A 16,955-nucleotide genomic window follows, 5' to 3' on the forward strand; every position below is an offset into this window, starting at 1 on the left:
CATCCGGCCATATAACGGGATAACCACACCACGCCCCCGTATGGCCCACGGTCCGCGCCGCCGGCCGGCGGCCGGTCTAGCATCGCGACGTGCCCTACGACGACAGTCCCCCATCCCCCGAGTCCGCCTCCTCGGTCAGCCCGGAGCGGCGGTGGTTCGCACGCCGCTCCGGCCTCGCCGTCGGAGCCGCCGTGCTCGCCCCGACCGCCCTGGCGGGGTGGGTCCTCGTACAGGTGACGACCGGGGCGGGGGCGGACGACGCCCGCCCGCCGCGGATCGTGATGCCGGCCGCCTCCCCCACGGACGGCGCGGCGGCGACCCCGAGCTCCGCCCCTGCCGAAGGCCCCGCCGAAGGCCCCGCCGAAGGCCCCGCCAAGAGCCAGAGCCCCGCCAAGAGCCCGCTCGCAGGCAAGACCGTGGTCATCGACCCCGGCCACAACACCGGCAACTTCAAGCACACCTCCGAGATCGACAAGAAGGTCGACATCGGCACCAACCGCAAGGAGTGCGACACCACCGGCACCACCACGAACTCCGGCTACATGGAGGCCGAGTTCACCCTCGACGTGTCCCGCCGGCTGCGGACCGTCCTGGAGGCCAAGGGCCTGAAGGTGGTCCTCACCCACCAGGCCGACCGCCCCTTCGGCCCCTGCATCGACGAGCGCGCCCGCATCGGCAACGAGGCCACCGCCGACGCCGTGGTCTCGGTCCACGCGGACGGCGTCTCCGAGGGCAACCGCGGCTACCACATCATCCTCCCGGCCAAGGTCAAGGGAGGTGCCGCGGACACCGCCAAGATCGTCGGCCCCTCGCGGGACCTCGGCGAGCGGATCGCCTCGAACTTCGCCCGGACCACCGGCTCCGCCCCCGCCAACTACCTCGGCAGCGGCACGGGATTGGTCGTCCGCGACGATCTCGGCGGACTCAATCTCTCCACGCAGCCCAAGGTGTTCATCGAATGCGGCAACATGCGTGACGCCAAGGACGCGGCGCTGCTGACGAGTCCGGAGTGGCGGCAGAAGGCGGCCCAGGGCATCGCGGACGGCATCGTCGGCTTCTTGGGCGGGTAGTCCCACCGGGACAGCCTGCCGCCCCGATCCTCTCGGCCGCGGGGAACCTCCGTACCATGGTCCCGCCCGCCCCGCTCCTGCACGTGGACCGCGGCACCACGAGACGACCGAGACCGAGAAGGACACCTAAGACGTGAACATCCGCTCCCTCACTCGAGGCGACGGCGTGGTGATCGGAGCAGCGGCGCTGCTGTTCATCGCCTCGTTCCTCGATTTCTACTCCGCGACCGGCCTCGACCTGCCGAGCGTGTGGGACACCGACGTCTACCGTCTGGCGCTTCCCACCATCTTCCTGCTCGGCTTCATCGCGGCCGGCCTGATCATCGCGGCCCGCTTCCAGCCGGAGACCCGGAAGCTCGCGGGCCTGCCCCTGGCCGCGTGGGGGACGGTTCTCGCGGTTGCGGCCGCCTGGTCCTCCCTCTGGTCCCTGATCACCAGCCCGAGCGGCGCCGACCTCGGCGCGGGCTGCATCATCGCCTTCCTGGCCACCCTCGCGCTGGCCGGTGTGGCCGTCGCGGGCAGCAAGGTCCCGGCGCTCGCCGGCGCGCTGGTGCCGGAGGCCAGGCCCGTCGCCCCCGCGCCGTACGGGGCGCAGCCCCAGCCCGGCACCGGGTACGGCTACCCGGGCGGCCAGCAGCCGCAGCCGTACGGGGCCACCCCGCAGCCGGCCCCGCCGTACGGCGGCGCCCCGACCCCGACCCCGACCCCGGCCCCGGCCCCGGCCCCGGCGCCGCAGGACCAGGCGCCCGCCCCGGCGGGGGACTTCACCCCGTTCTGGTTCGCGGTGCCGGTGGCCCGCCCCCTCTTCCCCGAGGACGGCTCCCCCACCCCGATCGCCGAACTCGCCCCGGGCACCTGGTACCTGGCGGTGGACCAGCGCGGCCCCGCCACGCTGATCGCGCAGACCCAGGACGGCCGCCGCGGTGTCCTGAACGACACCTCGGGCATCCAGCGCGGCTGACCCCGCGCCGACGGCCGGTGCAGCGCCCCGACGGCCCCCCGCCCTTCCGGGCGGGGGGCCGTTGCCCTACAGTCACCTGACGCATCGTCAGATACGGCTGTGGCGCGGCACGCACGGCGCCACCACGGCATCGCGGAGGGGACGTACATGCGCCTCGGACTCGCACTCGGCTACTGGGGCCGCGGCCCCGACCCGGCCCACCTCGGCCTCGCCACCGAGGCCGAGAACCTCGGCTACGACTCGGTGTGGACCGCCGAGGCCTGGGGTTCGGACGCCTTCACCCCGCTCACTTGGATCGCCGCGCACACCTCGCGGATCCGCCTCGGCACCGCCATCGCGCAGATGGCCGCCCGCTCCCCCACCGCCACCGCCATGCACGCCCTGACCCTGGACCACCTCTCCGGCGGCCGGATGATGCTGGGCCTGGGCCTCTCCGGCCCCCAGGTGGTCGAGGGCTGGTACGGGCGCCCGTTTCCCGCGAGCCCGCTCACCGCGACCCGCGAGTACGTCGACGTCGTCCGCCAGGTGCTGCGCCGCGAGGCCCCCGTCGCGCTCGACGGCCGCTTCCACCAGCACCCGTACCGCGGGGAGGACGGCACCGGCATCGGCAAACCGCTGAAGCCCATCACCCACCCGCTGCGCGCGGACCTGCCGGTCCTGCTGGGCGCGGAGGGCCCGAAGAACATCGCCCAGACGACCCGGATCGCGGACGGCTGGCTTCCCCTGTACTGGTCGCCGACCCGCACGGACGTCTACCAGGCCTCGCTCGCCGGCCTGCCCGAGGGGTTCATGATCGCCCCGATGGCCCGGGCCAAGGTCTGCGACGACGTCACCGAGGGGCTGCTGCCCGTGAAGGCGATGCTCGGCTTCTACATCGGCGGGATGGGCCACGCGGCCCGCAACTTCCATGCCGACCTGATGGGGCGGATGGGCTACGCGGAGGAGGCCCGCCGCATCCAGGAGCTGTTCCTCGCCGGGCGCCGGGAGGAGGCGGTGCTCGCCGTCCCGGACGCGTTCGCGGACGAGATCTCCCTGATCGGGCCGCGCGAGCGGATCGCCGAACGCCTCGAGCTGTGGCGGGGGGGCCCGGTCACCGACCTGCTCCTGACAGCCCCGGACCCCCACACCCTCCGCGTCCTGGCCGAACTCAACAGCCGGTGATTCCGATGCGGAAATCAGATGTGACAGGGACTGACCGAAAGTAGATGATGATCGACGCCGCTCGTCCTCTGCTTGAAGGAACTCCCTGTTGCGTCCCACTCGTGCGACCGTCTTGCTGACCGCGGGTCTGGTCACCCTTCTCGGGATTCCGGCCGCCGCCGCGGCCGACAACCCGTCCACGCTCTACGTGAACAACGCCTACCTCCCCAACTGCTCCGACACCGGACCCGGTTCCGAAGACACTCCGTTCTGCACGATCTCGGCGGCCACCAAGGTCGTGCAGCCCGGCCAGACCGTTCGGGTCCTCGCGAACAAGCCGTACGACGAAACGGTCACCATCGAGCGCTCCGGGGAGCCGGGCAAGCCCATCTCCATCGTCGCCGGGCCGAACACCGGCAGCCTCGCCCGGGTCAAGGGCCTCAAGGTCCAAGGCGCCTCCCACGTGGTGGTGCGCGGGCTGAGTTCACCCGGAGGGGTCCAGGTCAGCCGTTCCACCGATGTCGAGCTGGACCGGATCACGAGCGTCTCGACGACCGACCCCGCCTCCGTCGTCGTCGGTTGGGGCAGTGCCGACGTGCGCGTGAGCAGGAGCTACCTGCTCAACCCCGTCCGCATCGAGGGCGGCTCCCGGGGCACCGTGCTGAGCCGCAACCAGATCCGCGGCGGCATCACGGCAGCGGTCGACGCGGTCTGGGGCCCGGGCACCATCGTCACCAACAACACCCTCTACCTCAGCTGTGATGCGGCCGTCTCCTTCCGCAGCGCTTCCACCGGTTCCGGGGCGTTCAACAACCTGATCCACACCAGCACCCCCAAGTCGTGCGTCAACCCCGGTCCCCGCAGCGGCATCCTGGTGGGTCAGGACTCCGCGACCGGCACCCGCGCCGACTACAACCTGCTGGCCGGCTTCCCGGCGGACGGGGTGGTCCCCTACAAGTGGGCCGAGGTCGTCCACACGACCCCGGCGGCGTTCCAGGCCGCGACCGGCCAGGGCGCGCACGACATCCTGACCCCGACGACCTCGGACGTCGGTCCGTGGGAGCGCTCCCCCACCGTCGACTCCGGCGACCCGACCGCGCCCGGCGTCCTGCCCACCGACTACAACGGGTACCCGACGACGGACGACCCGCGCGTGCCCAACACAGGCAAGGACGGCGGGTTCATCGACCGCGGCGCACACGAGTCCCAGGACGAGGTGCGCGGCGTCCAACTGGAGATCGCCCAGAGCTGGGCCCCTGTCGGCACCACCGTCCAGGTGAAGGCCGTGGCGGACAACAACTGGCCCGGAACGCTCACGTACCGCTACGACTTCGGTGACGGGACGGCTCCGGTCGTCACCAAGGCGGCCACCGCCGAGCACGTCTACCAGTCGCCCTGCGCGTGCACGGTCCAGGTGAAGGCGATCACCGCCGCGGGGAAGGAGGCTTACCGCCAGCAGTCGATCAAGGTGACCCCGGCCGCTCCGCTGGCCGCGGCCTTCATCGCGGAGCCGTACCTGCCGAGCGCGAGCGACCCGAACCGGCTCGTGACACCGCTGTCCGTCCAGGTCGACCCGCAGAGCGCCGCGGCCCCGTGGCCGATCGCGCGGATGGACGTGGACTACGGCGACGGCGCGAAGGACACCGGCAGCACGCTGGACCCGGTCCAGCACGCCTACAAGCAGCCCGGCACGTACAAGGTGACCGTGACCCTCACGGACATCAAGGGCGCCACCTCCACCGCCGAGCGGACCGTGCAGGTCGCCTACACCCCGGCCGGCTACGTCGCGGTCGCCCCGTACCGCATCCTGGACACGCGGACCACCGGCTCCCCGGTCCAGGGCGGCACCGCCACGCCGGTCGACGTTCCCGTCCACTACTACAGCTCCGGCCCGCACCACACGGCCGGCGCCTCCGCCGTGGTCCTGAACGTGACCGTCACCGGTGCCACCGAGGACACGCACCTCAGCGTCTGGCCCTCGGGCCAGCCCCGCCCGGCCACCTCGAACGTCAACGTCAAGGCGGGCGGCACCTCCTCCAACACCGTCACCGTGCCCATCGGCGCCGACGGCCTGGTCTCCGCGCAGCTCAACTCCGGCAAGGCCGCGCTCATCGTGGACTTCGTCGGCTATTACCAGCCGAACGCCGGGCAGCGGTTTTCCCCGCTCACTCCGACCCGCTTCCTCGACACCCGCGTCACGGACCGCCCGTTGAGCGGCGGCCAGACCCGCACGGTGAAGGTCGCCGGCGTGAACGGGATCCCCGCCGACGCCACCGCCGTCGCCTTCAACATGACCGGCACCGGCGCCACCGAGAACGCCCACGTCATCGCCTACCCGGACCCGACCAGGCGGCCGGCCACCTCGAACCTCAACCTCGAACCCGGAAAGGACAAGTCGAACCAGGCCATCGTCCCCGTCGGCCCCGACGGCACCATCACCCTGTACACCAACTCCGGCTCCACCCACCTGGTGCTGGACGCCGTGGGCTACTACGCCAAGGACGCCAAGGGCCTGTTCACCCCCGTCGTCCCCCAGCGCCTCGCCGACACCCGCAGCACCGGCAAGCTCACCCCCGGCGCGACGACCACCGTCACCGGGATCCCGGCGAACGCGATCGCCGCGGCGCTGAACGTCACCGCGACCGACTCCACCGGCCCCGGCTTCCTCACCGTGTACGGGTACGGCAGCATCCGCCCGGGCGTCAGCAGCCTCAACACCCGCCCCGGTGAAACCGTCCCCAACCACGTCACCACCCCCGCGGCCGACGGCCGCGTCGTCATCGGGAACAGCTTCGGCGGCAGCACCCACGTGATCTCCGACCTGCTCGGCTACTTCAGCGAGGGCTGATCACACACACCGCAGCACGTCAGGAGCCCCGGCCACCGCGCACACCGCGGTGACCGGGGCTCCCGGCGTGTCAGGGCGGGGGTGTCAGGGTGAGGGCGTGTCCGCCTCCGGCGGCGGCACCGCTGCCAGCAACTCCCTCAGATCCAGCGGCATGACGGCGATCTCGATGCTCCCGCCGCCCGCGCCGCCTTCACCGCCCTCGCCGCCCTCGCCGCCCGCGTCGTCCTCGACGGTCCCGTACGTGCACGCCACGATCCGCGATCCCGGGTTGATGGAGATGCCCTCCTTCACGGACGGCACCCGCACCCCGGTGGCCCGGCCGCCGGGCAGCGGTACGGGCTCACCGCGCCGGGGCACCCAGCGGGCCCCGCCGGGGCCGGGGAACACCCGGCCCATCCGCCAGCGGCCCGCGCCGGCCGGGTGCCGGGCCATGCACGGGATCCCGTCCGGGCTCCCGGCGGCGACCCGCTGCCGGTGCCTGCGCCGGACGAGCCACCCGACGCCGACGGCGGCGGCCGCAAGGGCCAGGAACTCGATCATCCGCCCATTGAAGCAGGCAGCCGGACGGGCAGGCCGGGCGGGCGACGCTGCCCGTCCGGCCTGCCCGCGGGATCCGGAGGCCTATCCACCGCTGAGCTGGCCGGCGCTCGGGACCTTGTCGGTCACCGTGGCGCCCGCGCTCTTGCCGGCGTCCTTGACGCCGTTGATGACGCCCTCGAAGGAGCCGATGTCGGCATCGCCCGCATTGCCCTTGCGCAGCTTGGAGCCCAGGCCCTTGAGGGACGCGATGCCCGCCGTCAGCGGGGCCACCGCCTTCGACAGCAGCGGGTCGCCCTTGGCGTTGTCCGCCGCCGCCTTCAGCCGGTTGTACGCGAAGGCGCCTGCGAGGCCCGCCTTGATGAGCGCGAACGTACGGCCCTTGGCGCCCTTCTTGAACTTGCCCGCGCGGTACGGCTTGATGATCCACTGGTACGTCGCCCCGGCCGCGAGGCCCGCATTGGCGACGAAGCGCGCCTTGGAGAACTTCTGCTTCTCCGCCGGGGTGCTGGGCGTGGGCTCGGCGGCGGGCACCTCGTCGGTGACCTCCTGCGCAGCAACCGCCTCTGCGGCGAGCACCTGCGCGGCGAGCGCCTCGTCGGCAACCGCCTGCTGCGCGGCCACGGATACGGGGACGGCCTCGCGCTGGCCCCTGCTGCCGTCGGCGCCGCTGCTGCACGCGGTGCCTCCTGCGACCAGCGCGGTGGACACGAGCAGCGCCGTGACGGCGCGGCGCAGTCGGGAAGTTCTGGGTATGGACACGCTGGGTTCGGACACGGTTGCCTCCGGGGAGTGAGGTGTCTCCCCCGCAGCGTCACCCGGGGCCCCGGGGTGCGCCACTCGGGAAACCCGATCGGCTCTCCCGGGTGGCGCGCTCCGCGGCCCGCCCGCATCATCCGGCCCGACGGGCCGCCGGACAGGGTGCTAGCGGCAGCAGTCCGGCTCGAGTCCGGACGGCAGCTCCAGCCCCTCGAACACCGCCCCGGTGGCCTCGTCGCCGCCCAGCGCGGCCACGGCCAGCAGCAGCGACCCGGCCGTCCAGGTCGTCTGCTCGACCGGCCACACCGCCTTGTCCTCGAAGACGTAGCCCGTCCAGTACATGCCGTTGTCGGCGCGCAGGTGCGTGATCGAGCGCAGGATGTCCAGCGCCCGGTCCGACTCGCCCGTCACCCACAGGGCGAGGGCGAGCTCGCAGGACTCCCCGCCCGTCACCCACGGGTTCGGCAGGACGCAGCGCACTCCGAGGTCCGGGACGACGAACTCGTCCCAGCGCTCCTCGATCCGCGCCTTCGCGTCCGCGCCGGTGAGCGCGCCGCCCAGCACCGGGTAGTACCAGTCCATCGAGTAGCGGGACTTGTCCAGGAACCGCTCCGGGTGCCGCCGGATCGCGTGCCCGAGTGCACCCGCCGCCAGCTCCCAGTCCGGCTGGGGTTCCTCGCGGTGCTCGGCGATCGCCAGGGCGCACCGCAGCGCCTGGTGGATCGAGGAGGAGCCGGTGAGCAGCGCGTCCGTGACGGGCGTGCCGTCGGCCTCCCGCTTCCAGCCGATCTCGCCGCCCGGCTGCTGGAGTCCGAGTACGAACTCGGTCGCCGCGTAGACGACGGGCCACATGCGATCCAGGAACGGGTCGTCGCCGGTGGCCAGGTAGTGGTGCCAGACCCCGACGGCTATGTACGCGACGAAGTTGCTCTCCAGGCTCGCGTCCTGCGGCTCGGCGGTGTCCACCCCGTCCGGCCGGTCGGCGTAGGCCGCGTACCAGGAGCCGTCGGCGTTCTGGTGCCGGGCCAGCCAGTCGTAGGCCCGTTCCGCGGCCTCGTGCTCGCCGGCCGCGTCCAGGGCCATCGCGGCCTCGGTGTGGTCCCACGGGTCGAGGTGGTGCCCGCGGAACCAGGGGATGGCCCCGTCGGAGCGCTGCGCGGCGAGGATGCCGGCCACCGTCCCGGCGGCCTCCTCGGCGGTCAGCACCCCGTCCAGGACCAGGCGTTCGGTGCGCCCGGGCGAGCTCACTTCGTCGCGCCGACGGGCAGGTGGGGCTTCGTCGCGTACGCCACGAAGCTCTTGCCGATGAGCGGGTTGAGCGCCTGCTCCGCGAGCCGTGTGGCCAGCGGCTTCTTCATGATGTCCCAGACCAGCAGCTTGTGGTACGCCTTCACCGGCAGCGCCTGGTCGTTGTCGACGCCGAACGCGCACTTGAGCCACCAGTACGGGGAGTGCAGCCCGTGGGCGTGGTGCGTGCCGTACGGCTTGAGGCCCGCGGCCTTCATCTTGCCGAGCAGCTCGTCGGCCTTGTAGATGCGGATGTGGCCGCCCTCGACCTCGTGGTACGCGTCGGAGAGCGCCCAGCAGATCTTCTCCGGGCCGTAGCGCGGCACGGTGATGGCGATGCGGCCGCCGGGCTTGAGGACGCGGACCATCTCGGCGAGCACGCCCTTGTCGTCGGGGATGTGCTCCATCACCTCGGAGATGATGACGACGTCGAAGGATTCGTCGGGGAAGGGCAGGGCCAGCGCGTCGCCCTCCATGGCGGTGGCGGTGGCGCCGGCCGGGGCCTCGCCGGCCTCCTTCATGGCGGCGAACCACTTGGCGACCTCGCGGATCTCCTCGCCGTTGCGGTCGACTGCGACCACCTGGGCGCCGCGCCGGTAGCACTCGAAGGCGTGCCGGCCGGCGCCGCAGCCCAGATCGAGCACACGGTCGCCTGCGGCGAGCGGGAACCGGGAGAAATCGACGGTCAGCACGGGGTCCTGCCTTCGCGGTCGCGGGGGTGTTCGGGGGTGGTGTGGAAAAGGCGGAAGGTCACCGCGCGCGGCGGGCGCGGCCGGCTGCCTGCTCGATGGCGGCGCGGTAGTGCGCGGCGGTGCCCTCGGCGGCTCTGGCCCAGGTGAACCGGGCCAGCACCCGCTCGCGTCCGGCGGCGCCGAGGCGGGCCCGCAGCTGCGCATCGCCCAGCAGCCGGCCCAGTGCGGCGGCCAGCGCGCCCGCGTCGCCGGGCGGCACCGCGAGGCAGGTCTCGCCGTCGGGGCCCGCGACCTCGGGGATCGCGCCGCCGGTGGTGGCGACCAGCGGGGTGCCGGTGGCCATGGCCTCGGCGGCGGGCAGCGAGAAGCCCTCGTACAGCGACGGCACGCAGGCGACCTGTGCGCTGCGCACCAGGTCGACGAGCTCGGTGTCGGTGATGCCCTTGACGAAGCGGACCGCGTCCTTCAGCCCGTACGAGTCGATCGCGCGGGCGACCGGACCCTGCTCGGCGCGCTTGCCGACGACGACGAGGTGGGCGTCGGGCTGCTCGGTCCGCAGCTTCGCGAGCGCCTCGACGAGGTGGACGAGGCCCTTGAGCGGGACGTCGGCGCTGGAGGTGGTGACGATCCGCCCCGGCACCTCGGCGACGGACGCGTCGGGCGACCACAGGTCGGTGTCGGCGCCGATGTGGACGACGTGGATGCGCTCGTCCCGCACGCCCAGGTGCTCGGCGATCTCCTGCCGGGAGGATCCGGAGACGGTCAGCACGGAGGGCAGCCGGCGGGCGACCCGTCCCTGCATCCGCGTGAAGGCGTACCAGCGCCGGACGGAGAGCCGCTTCTTGCGGTCCTTCGCGGCTTCGAGGTCGAGCTTCCGGTCCACCGTGATGGGGTGGTGGATGGTGGTGACCAGCGGCGCACCGAGGTCGGCCAGCAGGCCGTAGCCGAGCGTCTGGTTGTCGTGGATGACGTCGAACTCGCCCGCGCGGGCGGCGAGGTGGCGCCGGGCCCGCAGCGAGAAGGTCAGCGGCTCGGGGAATCCGCCCGTCCACATGGTGGCGACCTCGAGCGCGTCGATCCAGTCCCGGTACTCGTCGCGCTTCGGCGTACGGAACGGGTCGGGCTGCCGGTACAGGTCGAGGCTCGGCAGTTCGGTGAGCGTGGCGCCGGTGTCGAGGACCGGGTACGGCTGCGCGCCGATGACCTCGACGGAGTGCCCCAGCCTCACGAGCTCCCGCGAGAGGTGCCGGACGTAGACGCCCTGGCCGCCGCAGAACGGGTTCCCCTTATAGGTGAGGAGTGCGATGCGCAACGGGCGGTCGCCGTCGGTGGCGGAACCCGCGAAAGGGCTCGTCACCATGGCCTCAGCGGTCACTCTCGGCCCCCTTCTCCCTGCACTTTCGCCGGAGCGTAACCGCTCGCATAATGTAGAACAAGTTTCAGACTTGATCCGTCGAAGACCATTGAATCTACCGGCCGGAAACCACACCGTAAGAGGCGGAGCAGGTGATTCACGCCACGGCTCCGGCGCCTGACATGCTGGCTGTCGATCACCGGCCGATCGCCTGCCGATCACGATGTGAACAGCCCGGAAATCAGCACCGCAACGACACGGAACGCCATGGAACGGGACAGATGACAGCGGATGCGAAAGCCGTCGCCACGACGGCGTCCCCTCCCCTGACGGAGCGCCAGGAGGCGCGCCGCCGCCGGATCCTGCACGCCAGCGCCCAGCTGGCCAGCCGGGGCGGTTTCGACGCCGTCCAGATGCGGGAGGTCGCGGAGGCGGCCGGGGTCGCGCTGGGCACCCTGTACCGGTACTTCCCGTCGAAGGTGCACCTGCTCGTCGCGACGATGCAGGACCAGCTCCAGCACATGCACACGACGCTCCGCAAGCGGCCCCCGGCGGGCGACGACCCGGCGGCGCGGGTCGCGGAGACGCTGATGCGGGCCTTCCGCGCCCTGCAACGGGAACCGCAGCTCGCCGATGCGATGGTCCGCGCCCTGACGTTCGCCGACCGGAGCGTGAGCCCCGAGGTGGACACGGTGTCCCGGCTGACCACGGCGATCATCCTGGACGCGATGGGCCTGGACGCCCCGCCGACGGCGGAGCAGCTCTCCGCGGTCCGGGTGATCGAGCACACCTGGCACTCGGCGCTGATCACCTGGCTCTCGGGGCGCGCCTCGATCGCCCAGGTCAAGATCGACATCGAGACGGTGTGCCGCCTGATCGACATGACGGCGCCGCCGGCCGCCGGCGGGGCCGGCGGGGCTACCGGGACCGCGCGAAAGGCCTGATCCCGCTGTACGCACGCAGCGGCCCCGGCGGCGGACGGGGGTGTCCGCCGCCCGGGCCGCCGCCCGGCGCCTCTTCGGTCATTCCTCCGGGGGGAACACCGCCTCGCCGGTGGCCGCCAGGGTGATCATGATGGCCTCCACCGGGCAGCCCTCCGCCGCCGTCAGGACCGGCTCGTTCGCGTCCGTCTCCGGATCCCGCGGATGCGACTGGCGCGCCGAGTCCAGCACGAAGCCCTCCGGCGCGTGGTTCACGCACATGCCCGAGCCGATGCAGACCCCCCGGTCCACCTCGACCTGCCAGCGGTCACCCATCAGGCACCCGCCGCGTAGCCCGCCGGCAGGTGGATCATCTTGTGCTCCAGGTACTCGCTCAGCCCCTCGGGCCCGAACTCCCGCCCCACACCGCTGTTCTTGTAGCCGCCGAACGGCCCCAGCATGTCCAGGCTGAAGGTGTTCACGTTGAACGTGCCCGTCCGCACCTGCCGGGCGAAGTCGATGCCGTGCTCGACGTCCCCCGTCCAGACGCTGCCGCTCAGACCGAACTCCGAGTCGTTGGCGACCCGTACCGCCTCCGCCTCGTCCCCGTACGGGATCAGGCAGACGACCGGCCCGAAGATCTCCTCGCGGGCGATCCGCATCGAGTTGTCCACGTCCCCGAACAGCGTCGGCTCCACGTACCAGCCCTGCTCCAGCCCGGCCGGGCGGCCGCCGCCCGCCAGGACCTTCGCGCCCTCCTCCTGGCCGATCCGGATATAGTCCAGCGACCGCTGCTGCTGCCGCCTGGCCACCAGCGGCCCGAGCTGCGTCGCCGGGTCCAGCGGGTCGCCGACCACCAGCGCGCCGGCCGCGGCCGCGAGCGCCTCGGCGACCTCCTCGTACCGGCTGCGCGGGGCGAGCACCCGGGTCTGGGCCACACAGGCCTGCCCGTTGTTCATCCAGGCCGCCGGGACGATCCCGGCGATGGTGGACTCGAGGTCGGCGTCCGGCAGGATCACGGCGGCCGACTTGCCGCCGAGTTCGAGCGTGACCCGGGTCAGGTTGCGCGCGGCGACCTCCATCACGCGCCGGCCGGCCGCGACCGAGCCGGTGAACGCCACCTTGTCGACGCCGGGGTGGCCGACCAGGTACTCGCTGACCTCCCGGTCGGCGGGCAGGATCGACAGCACGCCCTCCGGCAGCCCGGCCTCGCGGGCGATGTCGGCGAGGATGTACGAGTCCAGCGGCGACTCGGGGGACGGCTTCAGGATCACCGTCGACCCCGTCAGCAGCGCGGGAGCCAGCTTCGCGGCGGCCACGAACTGCGGCACGTTCCACGGGATGACGGCCGCGACCACGCCCACCGGCTCCCGGCGCACCAGGATCGGCCCGAGCACCCCCTGGCGGTGCTCCTCGTACGGGTAGGCGCGCGCGACCTGGATCGCGGCGTCGTAGACCATCATCGGGCCGAGCGCCTGCGCGAGGACGCTCCAGGAGTACGGGGATCCGTTCTGCGAGCTGATCGACCGGGCGATCTCCTCGTGCCGGACGGCGATCGCGTCCTTGATCCGGGTGACGACGGCGATCCGCTCGTCCAGGGACATCCGGGGCCAGGGGCCCTCGTCGAAGGCCCGGCGGGCGACCGCGACAGCGCGGTCCACGTCCGCGCGGGAGGCGTGCGGGACGCTGCCGATGACCTGCTCGGTGTGGGGGGAGACGATCTCGATCGTGTCGGTGCCCAGCGGATCCGTCCACTCCCCGCCGATGAACAGGTGTCCGTGTTCCACGAGCTCGGTCATGGCTGCTGCCTCCTGCGGCTTGGCGTTCCCGAACTGATACCAGTTCTAGTTCTAGGAGTCCACGGCCAGGACGGAACAGCCCGGAAGATCCAACGAGGGGTTACGACTAGTCAGAACGGGCCTCAGATGGTCGACTTGGGCGACTACTGCAACACGTTCTCGTGAGAGTGAGCCGGGCGGCGCAGGCGCGGCCGGGCGCAGACAGGGAGCCCTCATGCCGCAGGACACGCCGCCGCAGGCCGCACCGCCCACCGGACCCGGGGCCACGCCCCCCGTCATCCCGGCCATCACCCCGCATGTCACCGACCACGGCGGTGGCGTCCACGGCATCAAGGTCCCGATCCCCGACAACCCGCTCGGCCACACCCTGGTCCACGTCCTCGACACCGACCGCGGCCCCGTCCTCGTCGACACCGGATGGGACGACCCCGAGTCCTGGGACACCCTCGTCGCCGGCCTCGGCGCCCTCGGCATCCCGGTCGCCGACGTCCACGGCGTGGTCATCACCCACCACCACCCCGACCACCACGGCCTGTCCGGCCGGGTCCGCGAGGCCTCCGGCGCCTGGATCGCGATGCACGCCGCCGACACCGAGGTCGTCGTACGGACCCGCTCCGCCGAGCCCGGCGTCTGGTTCGACTACATGAGCGAGAAGCTGGCCACCGCCGGAGCCCCCGAGGAGCACCTCGCACCCCTGAGGGCCGCCCGCGCGAGCGGCCGCATGCGCACCCTTCCGGGACTCCGGGCCGCCGTCCCCGACCGGGAGATCGTCCCGGGCGAGCCACTCCCCCTCGCCGGGCGGCGGCTGCGCGCCATCTGGACCCCGGGGCACACCCCCGGCCACGTCTGCCTGCACCTGGAGGAACAGCACCCGGCGAACCTCCCCGGCAACGGACGCCTCTTCTCCGGGGACCACCTGCTGCCCGGGATCTCCCCGCACATCGGCCTCTACGAGGACCCGTCGTCCGAGCGGGTCACCGACCCCCTCGGCGACTACCTCGACTCCCTCGAGCGGATCGGCCGCCTCGACCCCGCCGAGGTGCTCCCCGCCCACCAGCACGCCTTCACCGACGCCCCGGCCCGGGTCCGCGAGCTGCTGCGCCACCACGAGGACCGGCTGACCGGGCTGTGGGAACTGCTGGCCGAGCCGCTGACCCCGTGGGGGCTGGCGGAGCGCATGGAGTGGAACCGGCCCTGGGAGCAGATCCCGTACGGCTCCCGCAACATCGCCGTCTCCGAAGCAGAGGCCCATCTGCGGCGGCTGGTGAAGCAGGGCCGGGCCGAGGCGGTCCCGGGCAGCGACCCGGTCACGTACCGCGCACTGTGACGGCAGGCCCGCCGGTAAGGGGCGCAGCGGGCCGACGCCACCCTTCCGGACTGCTACGGGCCGGTACAGTAAGCGCGTCGTCCACCCTTCCGTACGGGAAGAAGCCGGTGAAATTCCGGCGCTGACCCGCAACCGTGACCCGCCCCGGCCCCGCCGGGCGGGGAGCCGGACCGCCCCGTACGCGAGGTGCGCGGCTCGCGCCGCCGGAGCCCCCGGCGGCCGGCACCGTCGAGGTAAACGGAGCCGGAGCCCGGTGCCCTGTGCGCGCCTGCCTCCTGCTCCCCAGCACGAGAGGCACCCGCCCCCATGAACGTCCGCCGCAGCGCCGCCGCGCTCGCCGCCTCCGCCGTGCTCTGCGTGGGCGCCGCCCCCGCAGCCCTCGCCGCGCCCTCCCCCTCCGCCCCGCCGGCCCCGGTGATCCCGTCCGGGCTGTTCGGCAAGAACGACCCGACGTACGACGGTGTGTGGCGGCAGTCCTTCGCGCTGCTGGCCCAGCAGACGGTCGGCGTCAAGCCGGCCAAGGAGGCCGTCGCCTGGCTCGTCGGCCAGCAGTGCGCGAACGGCGGCTTCGCCTCCTTCCGCGCGGACGCGGGCGCTGCCTGCGACGACAAGACGATGTTCGACACGAACGCCACCGCGATGGCCGTGCAGGCGCTGAAGGGGCTGGGCGGCCAGGACGCGGCGGTGAAGAAGGGCGTGGACTGGCTGAAGTCCGTCCAGAACGAGGACGGCGGCTGGGCCTTCGTCCCCGGTACCCCGAGCGAGGGCAACTCCACCTCCATCGTGATCAGCGCGCTGGCCGTGGCGGGCGAGACGCCGGCCGAGGTGAAGTCGAAGGCCGGCAAGTCCGCGTACGAGGGCCTGCTCGCCTTCCAGCTGGGCTGCGCCGCCGAGCCGGCCGCCGACCGGGGCGCCTTCGGGTACCAGCCGGCCGACGGCAAGCTCCCGGCCAACGCCGACGCCACGGCCGCCGCGGTCCTGGCCGGCCTCGGCCAGGGGTCGCTCGTGCCCCCTGCCTCGACGGACACCCCCGCGGCCGCCCTCGCCTGCCCGGCGGGCGCCACCGACCCGGCGACCGCCGCCCAGGGTGCGGCCGGCTACCTGGCCGAGACGCTGAAGAAGGACGGCCACCTCACGGCCGTCACCCCCGGCGCCGACCAGCCGACCGCGGACACCGGCAACACCGCCGACGCGGTGATCGCGCTGGCCGCGGCCGGGCACACGCAGTCGGCTGCGGGCGCGCTGGAGTGGCTGAAGGCCAACTCGGCGCAGTGGGCCCAGGGCAACCCGGCCGCGCTCGGCACCCTGGTGCTGGCCGCACACGCGACGGGCACGGACCCGAGGTCGTTCGGCGGCACGGACCTGGTGACCGCCCTGAACGCAACGGGCCCGGCCCAGCAGACGGGTGAGTCGGCAGCGCCGAAGCCCAAGGAGGACTCGAAGTCGTCCGACCAGAACGTGTGGTGGATCGTGGGCGCGGGCCTGGCCGCCGGCATGGGCATCGGCGTCCTCCTGAGCGGCCGCCGGAAGAAGAACCAGCTCTGATGCGCCGCCGCAGCCTGACCCCGTGGGCCCTCGTGTTCGGCATCCTCCTGACCCTCCTGGCGACCTCGCCCGCGCTGGCGGCGGGCTACCGCTACTGGTCGTTCTGGGAGGGTTCGGGAGGCCAGTGGCAGTACGCCACGCAGGGCCCCTCGACGGCCCGCCCGGCGGACGGCGCGGCCCTGGGCTTCCGCTTCGCGGTGAGTCAGGACGCGGCGGCCGAGGCGGCGAAGCCGCGCGCGGCGGCCGACTTCGCGTCGGTCTGCGCAGCCACCCCGCCCGTGGAGGGCCGCAAGCGGATCGCCGTGGTCGTCGACTCCGGCGTCCCGGCGGACGCCCCGGCGGGCGACACCCCGCCGCAGGACACCCCGCGCACGGCCTGCGCCCGGGTCGCCCCGGACGCCACGGCGGCCGAGGCCCTGGCGGAGGTGGCCAAGCCGCTCCGCTACAACAGCGCGGCGCTGCTGTGCGCGGTGTCGGGCTACCCGAAGCAGGGCTGCGGCGAACAGATCGCCGACGCGGAACCCGAGCCGACGCACACCGCGCCCAAGGACGGAGGCCCGTCCACGGGCCTCCTGGCAGGCCTGGCGGCGGTGGCCGCCCTGGCGGCAGCCGCAGTCTGGCAATCCCGCCGCCGGCGATGACCCCCGACACCCCCCACCCCACGGGCTCCGCCGGAGCCAGCGCCCCGGGCGGTCCCCGTGGGACAGCGGCGCGGG

General features: G+C 73.1%; 15 protein-coding genes and 1 riboswitch. Of the genes, 8 read left to right on the forward strand and 7 right to left on the reverse strand.

What is annotated here, in order from left to right; translation table 11 throughout:
• The first annotated feature begins 89 nt into the window (after positions 1 to 89).
• The 4 genes from AB0M76_RS07070 to AB0M76_RS07085 all read left to right on the forward strand — a co-directional run bounded on the left by AB0M76_RS07070 (position 90) and on the right by AB0M76_RS07085 (position 6,019).
• Positions 90 to 1,070 (forward strand): N-acetylmuramoyl-L-alanine amidase, encoded by a 981-nt coding sequence (locus AB0M76_RS07070; RefSeq protein WP_365951957.1) that lies wholly within the window; start codon positions 90 to 92, stop codon positions 1,068 to 1,070.
• Between the two features lie 133 nt (positions 1,071 to 1,203).
• The gene (locus AB0M76_RS07075) at positions 1,204 to 2,031 is read left to right on the forward strand and encodes a hypothetical protein (RefSeq protein WP_365951958.1); all 828 of its coding nucleotides are present in this window, start codon (positions 1,204 to 1,206) and stop codon (positions 2,029 to 2,031) included.
• A 147-nt stretch (positions 2,032 to 2,178) separates the two neighbouring features.
• Positions 2,179 to 3,192: an LLM class F420-dependent oxidoreductase gene (locus tag AB0M76_RS07080; protein WP_365952341.1), complete on the forward strand. Its 1,014-nt coding sequence runs from the start codon at positions 2,179 to 2,181 to the stop codon at positions 3,190 to 3,192.
• Positions 3,193 to 3,280: 88 nt separating this feature from the next.
• Positions 3,281 to 6,019: a PKD domain-containing protein gene (locus tag AB0M76_RS07085; RefSeq protein WP_365951959.1), complete on the forward strand. Its 2,739-nt coding sequence runs from the start codon at positions 3,281 to 3,283 to the stop codon at positions 6,017 to 6,019.
• Positions 6,020 to 6,103: 84 nt separating this feature from the next.
• Here the strand turns inward: AB0M76_RS07085 and AB0M76_RS07090 are convergent, their stop codons facing one another.
• The 5 genes from AB0M76_RS07090 to AB0M76_RS07110 form a co-directional block, all read right to left on the reverse strand.
• Positions 6,104 to 6,559 carry a hypothetical protein gene (locus AB0M76_RS07090; protein WP_365951960.1) on the reverse strand — a complete coding sequence of 152 codons (456 nt, stop codon included), beginning with the start codon at positions 6,557 to 6,559 and terminating at the stop codon, positions 6,104 to 6,106.
• Positions 6,560 to 6,640: 81 nt separating this feature from the next.
• On the reverse strand, positions 6,641 to 7,312 hold the full coding sequence (locus tag AB0M76_RS07095; protein WP_365952342.1) for a hypothetical protein: 672 nt from the start codon (positions 7,310 to 7,312) through the stop codon (positions 6,641 to 6,643).
• 168 nt (positions 7,313 to 7,480) lie between these two features.
• Entirely contained in the window at positions 7,481 to 8,563 is a 1,083-nt protein-coding gene (locus tag AB0M76_RS07100; protein ID WP_365951961.1) for a prenyltransferase, read from the reverse strand.
• The gene (locus AB0M76_RS07105) at positions 8,560 to 9,294 is read right to left on the reverse strand and encodes a class I SAM-dependent methyltransferase (protein WP_365951962.1); all 735 of its coding nucleotides are present in this window, start codon (positions 9,292 to 9,294) and stop codon (positions 8,560 to 8,562) included. Before AB0M76_RS07105 ends, AB0M76_RS07100 begins: the two co-directional genes overlap by 4 nt.
• A gap of 58 nt (positions 9,295 to 9,352) precedes the next feature.
• Positions 9,353 to 10,669 carry a glycosyltransferase family 4 protein gene (locus tag AB0M76_RS07110; RefSeq protein ID WP_365951963.1) on the reverse strand — a complete coding sequence of 439 codons (1,317 nt, stop codon included), beginning with the start codon at positions 10,667 to 10,669 and terminating at the stop codon, positions 9,353 to 9,355.
• A 260-nt stretch (positions 10,670 to 10,929) separates the two neighbouring features.
• Between AB0M76_RS07110 and AB0M76_RS07115 the strand changes: the two genes are divergently transcribed.
• Positions 10,930 to 11,592: a TetR family transcriptional regulator gene (locus AB0M76_RS07115; protein WP_365951964.1), complete on the forward strand. Its 663-nt coding sequence runs from the start codon at positions 10,930 to 10,932 to the stop codon at positions 11,590 to 11,592.
• 78 nt (positions 11,593 to 11,670) lie between these two features.
• Here the strand turns inward: AB0M76_RS07115 and AB0M76_RS07120 are convergent, their stop codons facing one another.
• Together AB0M76_RS07120 and AB0M76_RS07125 are read right to left on the reverse strand one after the other, a co-directional pair.
• A complete protein-coding gene (locus AB0M76_RS07120; RefSeq protein WP_266667425.1) occupies positions 11,671 to 11,904 on the reverse strand; it encodes a ferredoxin in 234 nt (77 codons plus the stop codon).
• Positions 11,904 to 13,367, reverse strand: a complete 1,464-nt coding sequence (locus AB0M76_RS07125) for an aldehyde dehydrogenase (RefSeq protein ID WP_053785007.1) — start codon at positions 13,365 to 13,367, stop codon at positions 11,904 to 11,906. Before AB0M76_RS07125 ends, AB0M76_RS07120 begins: the two co-directional genes overlap by 1 nt.
• 286 nt (positions 13,368 to 13,653) lie before the next feature.
• Here AB0M76_RS07125 and AB0M76_RS07130 point away from each other — a divergent pair, with 286 nt between their 5' ends.
• The 3 genes from AB0M76_RS07130 to AB0M76_RS07140 all read left to right on the forward strand — a co-directional run bounded on the left by AB0M76_RS07130 (position 13,654) and on the right by AB0M76_RS07140 (position 16,880).
• The gene (locus AB0M76_RS07130) at positions 13,654 to 14,694 is read left to right on the forward strand and encodes an MBL fold metallo-hydrolase (protein ID WP_365952343.1); all 1,041 of its coding nucleotides are present in this window, start codon (positions 13,654 to 13,656) and stop codon (positions 14,692 to 14,694) included.
• Between the two features lie 103 nt (positions 14,695 to 14,797).
• Positions 14,798 to 14,864, forward strand: a riboswitch (cobalamin riboswitch).
• Between the two features lie 136 nt (positions 14,865 to 15,000).
• Entirely contained in the window at positions 15,001 to 16,239 is a 1,239-nt protein-coding gene (locus AB0M76_RS07135; protein WP_365951965.1) for a prenyltransferase/squalene oxidase repeat-containing protein, read from the forward strand.
• Positions 16,239 to 16,880, forward strand: a complete 642-nt coding sequence (locus AB0M76_RS07140) for an SCO2322 family protein (protein WP_365951966.1) — start codon at positions 16,239 to 16,241, stop codon at positions 16,878 to 16,880. The genes AB0M76_RS07135 and AB0M76_RS07140 overlap by 1 nt, the downstream gene beginning before the upstream one ends.
• The last annotated feature ends 75 nt before the right edge of the window (positions 16,881 to 16,955 follow it).

It is taken from the genome of Streptomyces sp. NPDC051364, assembly GCF_040682115.1.
Lineage (GTDB): Bacteria > Actinomycetota > Actinomycetes > Streptomycetales > Streptomycetaceae > Streptomyces.

What these genes read in the sequence shown, in the direction of transcription:
- AB0M76_RS07080 (WP_365952341.1), top strand. Translation starts at nt 2,179, where the DNA reads ATGCGCCTCGGACTCGCACTCGGCTACTGGGGCCGCGGCCCCGACCCG.
- AB0M76_RS07090 (WP_365951960.1), bottom strand. Translation starts at nt 6,559, where the DNA reads ATGATCGAGTTCCTGGCCCTTGCGGCCGCCGCCGTCGGCGTCGGGTGG.
- AB0M76_RS07115 (WP_365951964.1), top strand. Translation starts at nt 10,930, where the DNA reads ATGACAGCGGATGCGAAAGCCGTCGCCACGACGGCGTCCCCTCCCCTG.
- AB0M76_RS07120 (WP_266667425.1), bottom strand. Translation starts at nt 11,904, where the DNA reads ATGGGTGACCGCTGGCAGGTCGAGGTGGACCGGGGGGTCTGCATCGGC.
- AB0M76_RS07125 (WP_053785007.1), bottom strand. Translation starts at nt 13,367, where the DNA reads ATGACCGAGCTCGTGGAACACGGACACCTGTTCATCGGCGGGGAGTGG.
- AB0M76_RS07135 (WP_365951965.1), top strand. Translation starts at nt 15,001, where the DNA reads ATGAACGTCCGCCGCAGCGCCGCCGCGCTCGCCGCCTCCGCCGTGCTC.
- AB0M76_RS07140 (WP_365951966.1), top strand. Translation starts at nt 16,239, where the DNA reads ATGCGCCGCCGCAGCCTGACCCCGTGGGCCCTCGTGTTCGGCATCCTC.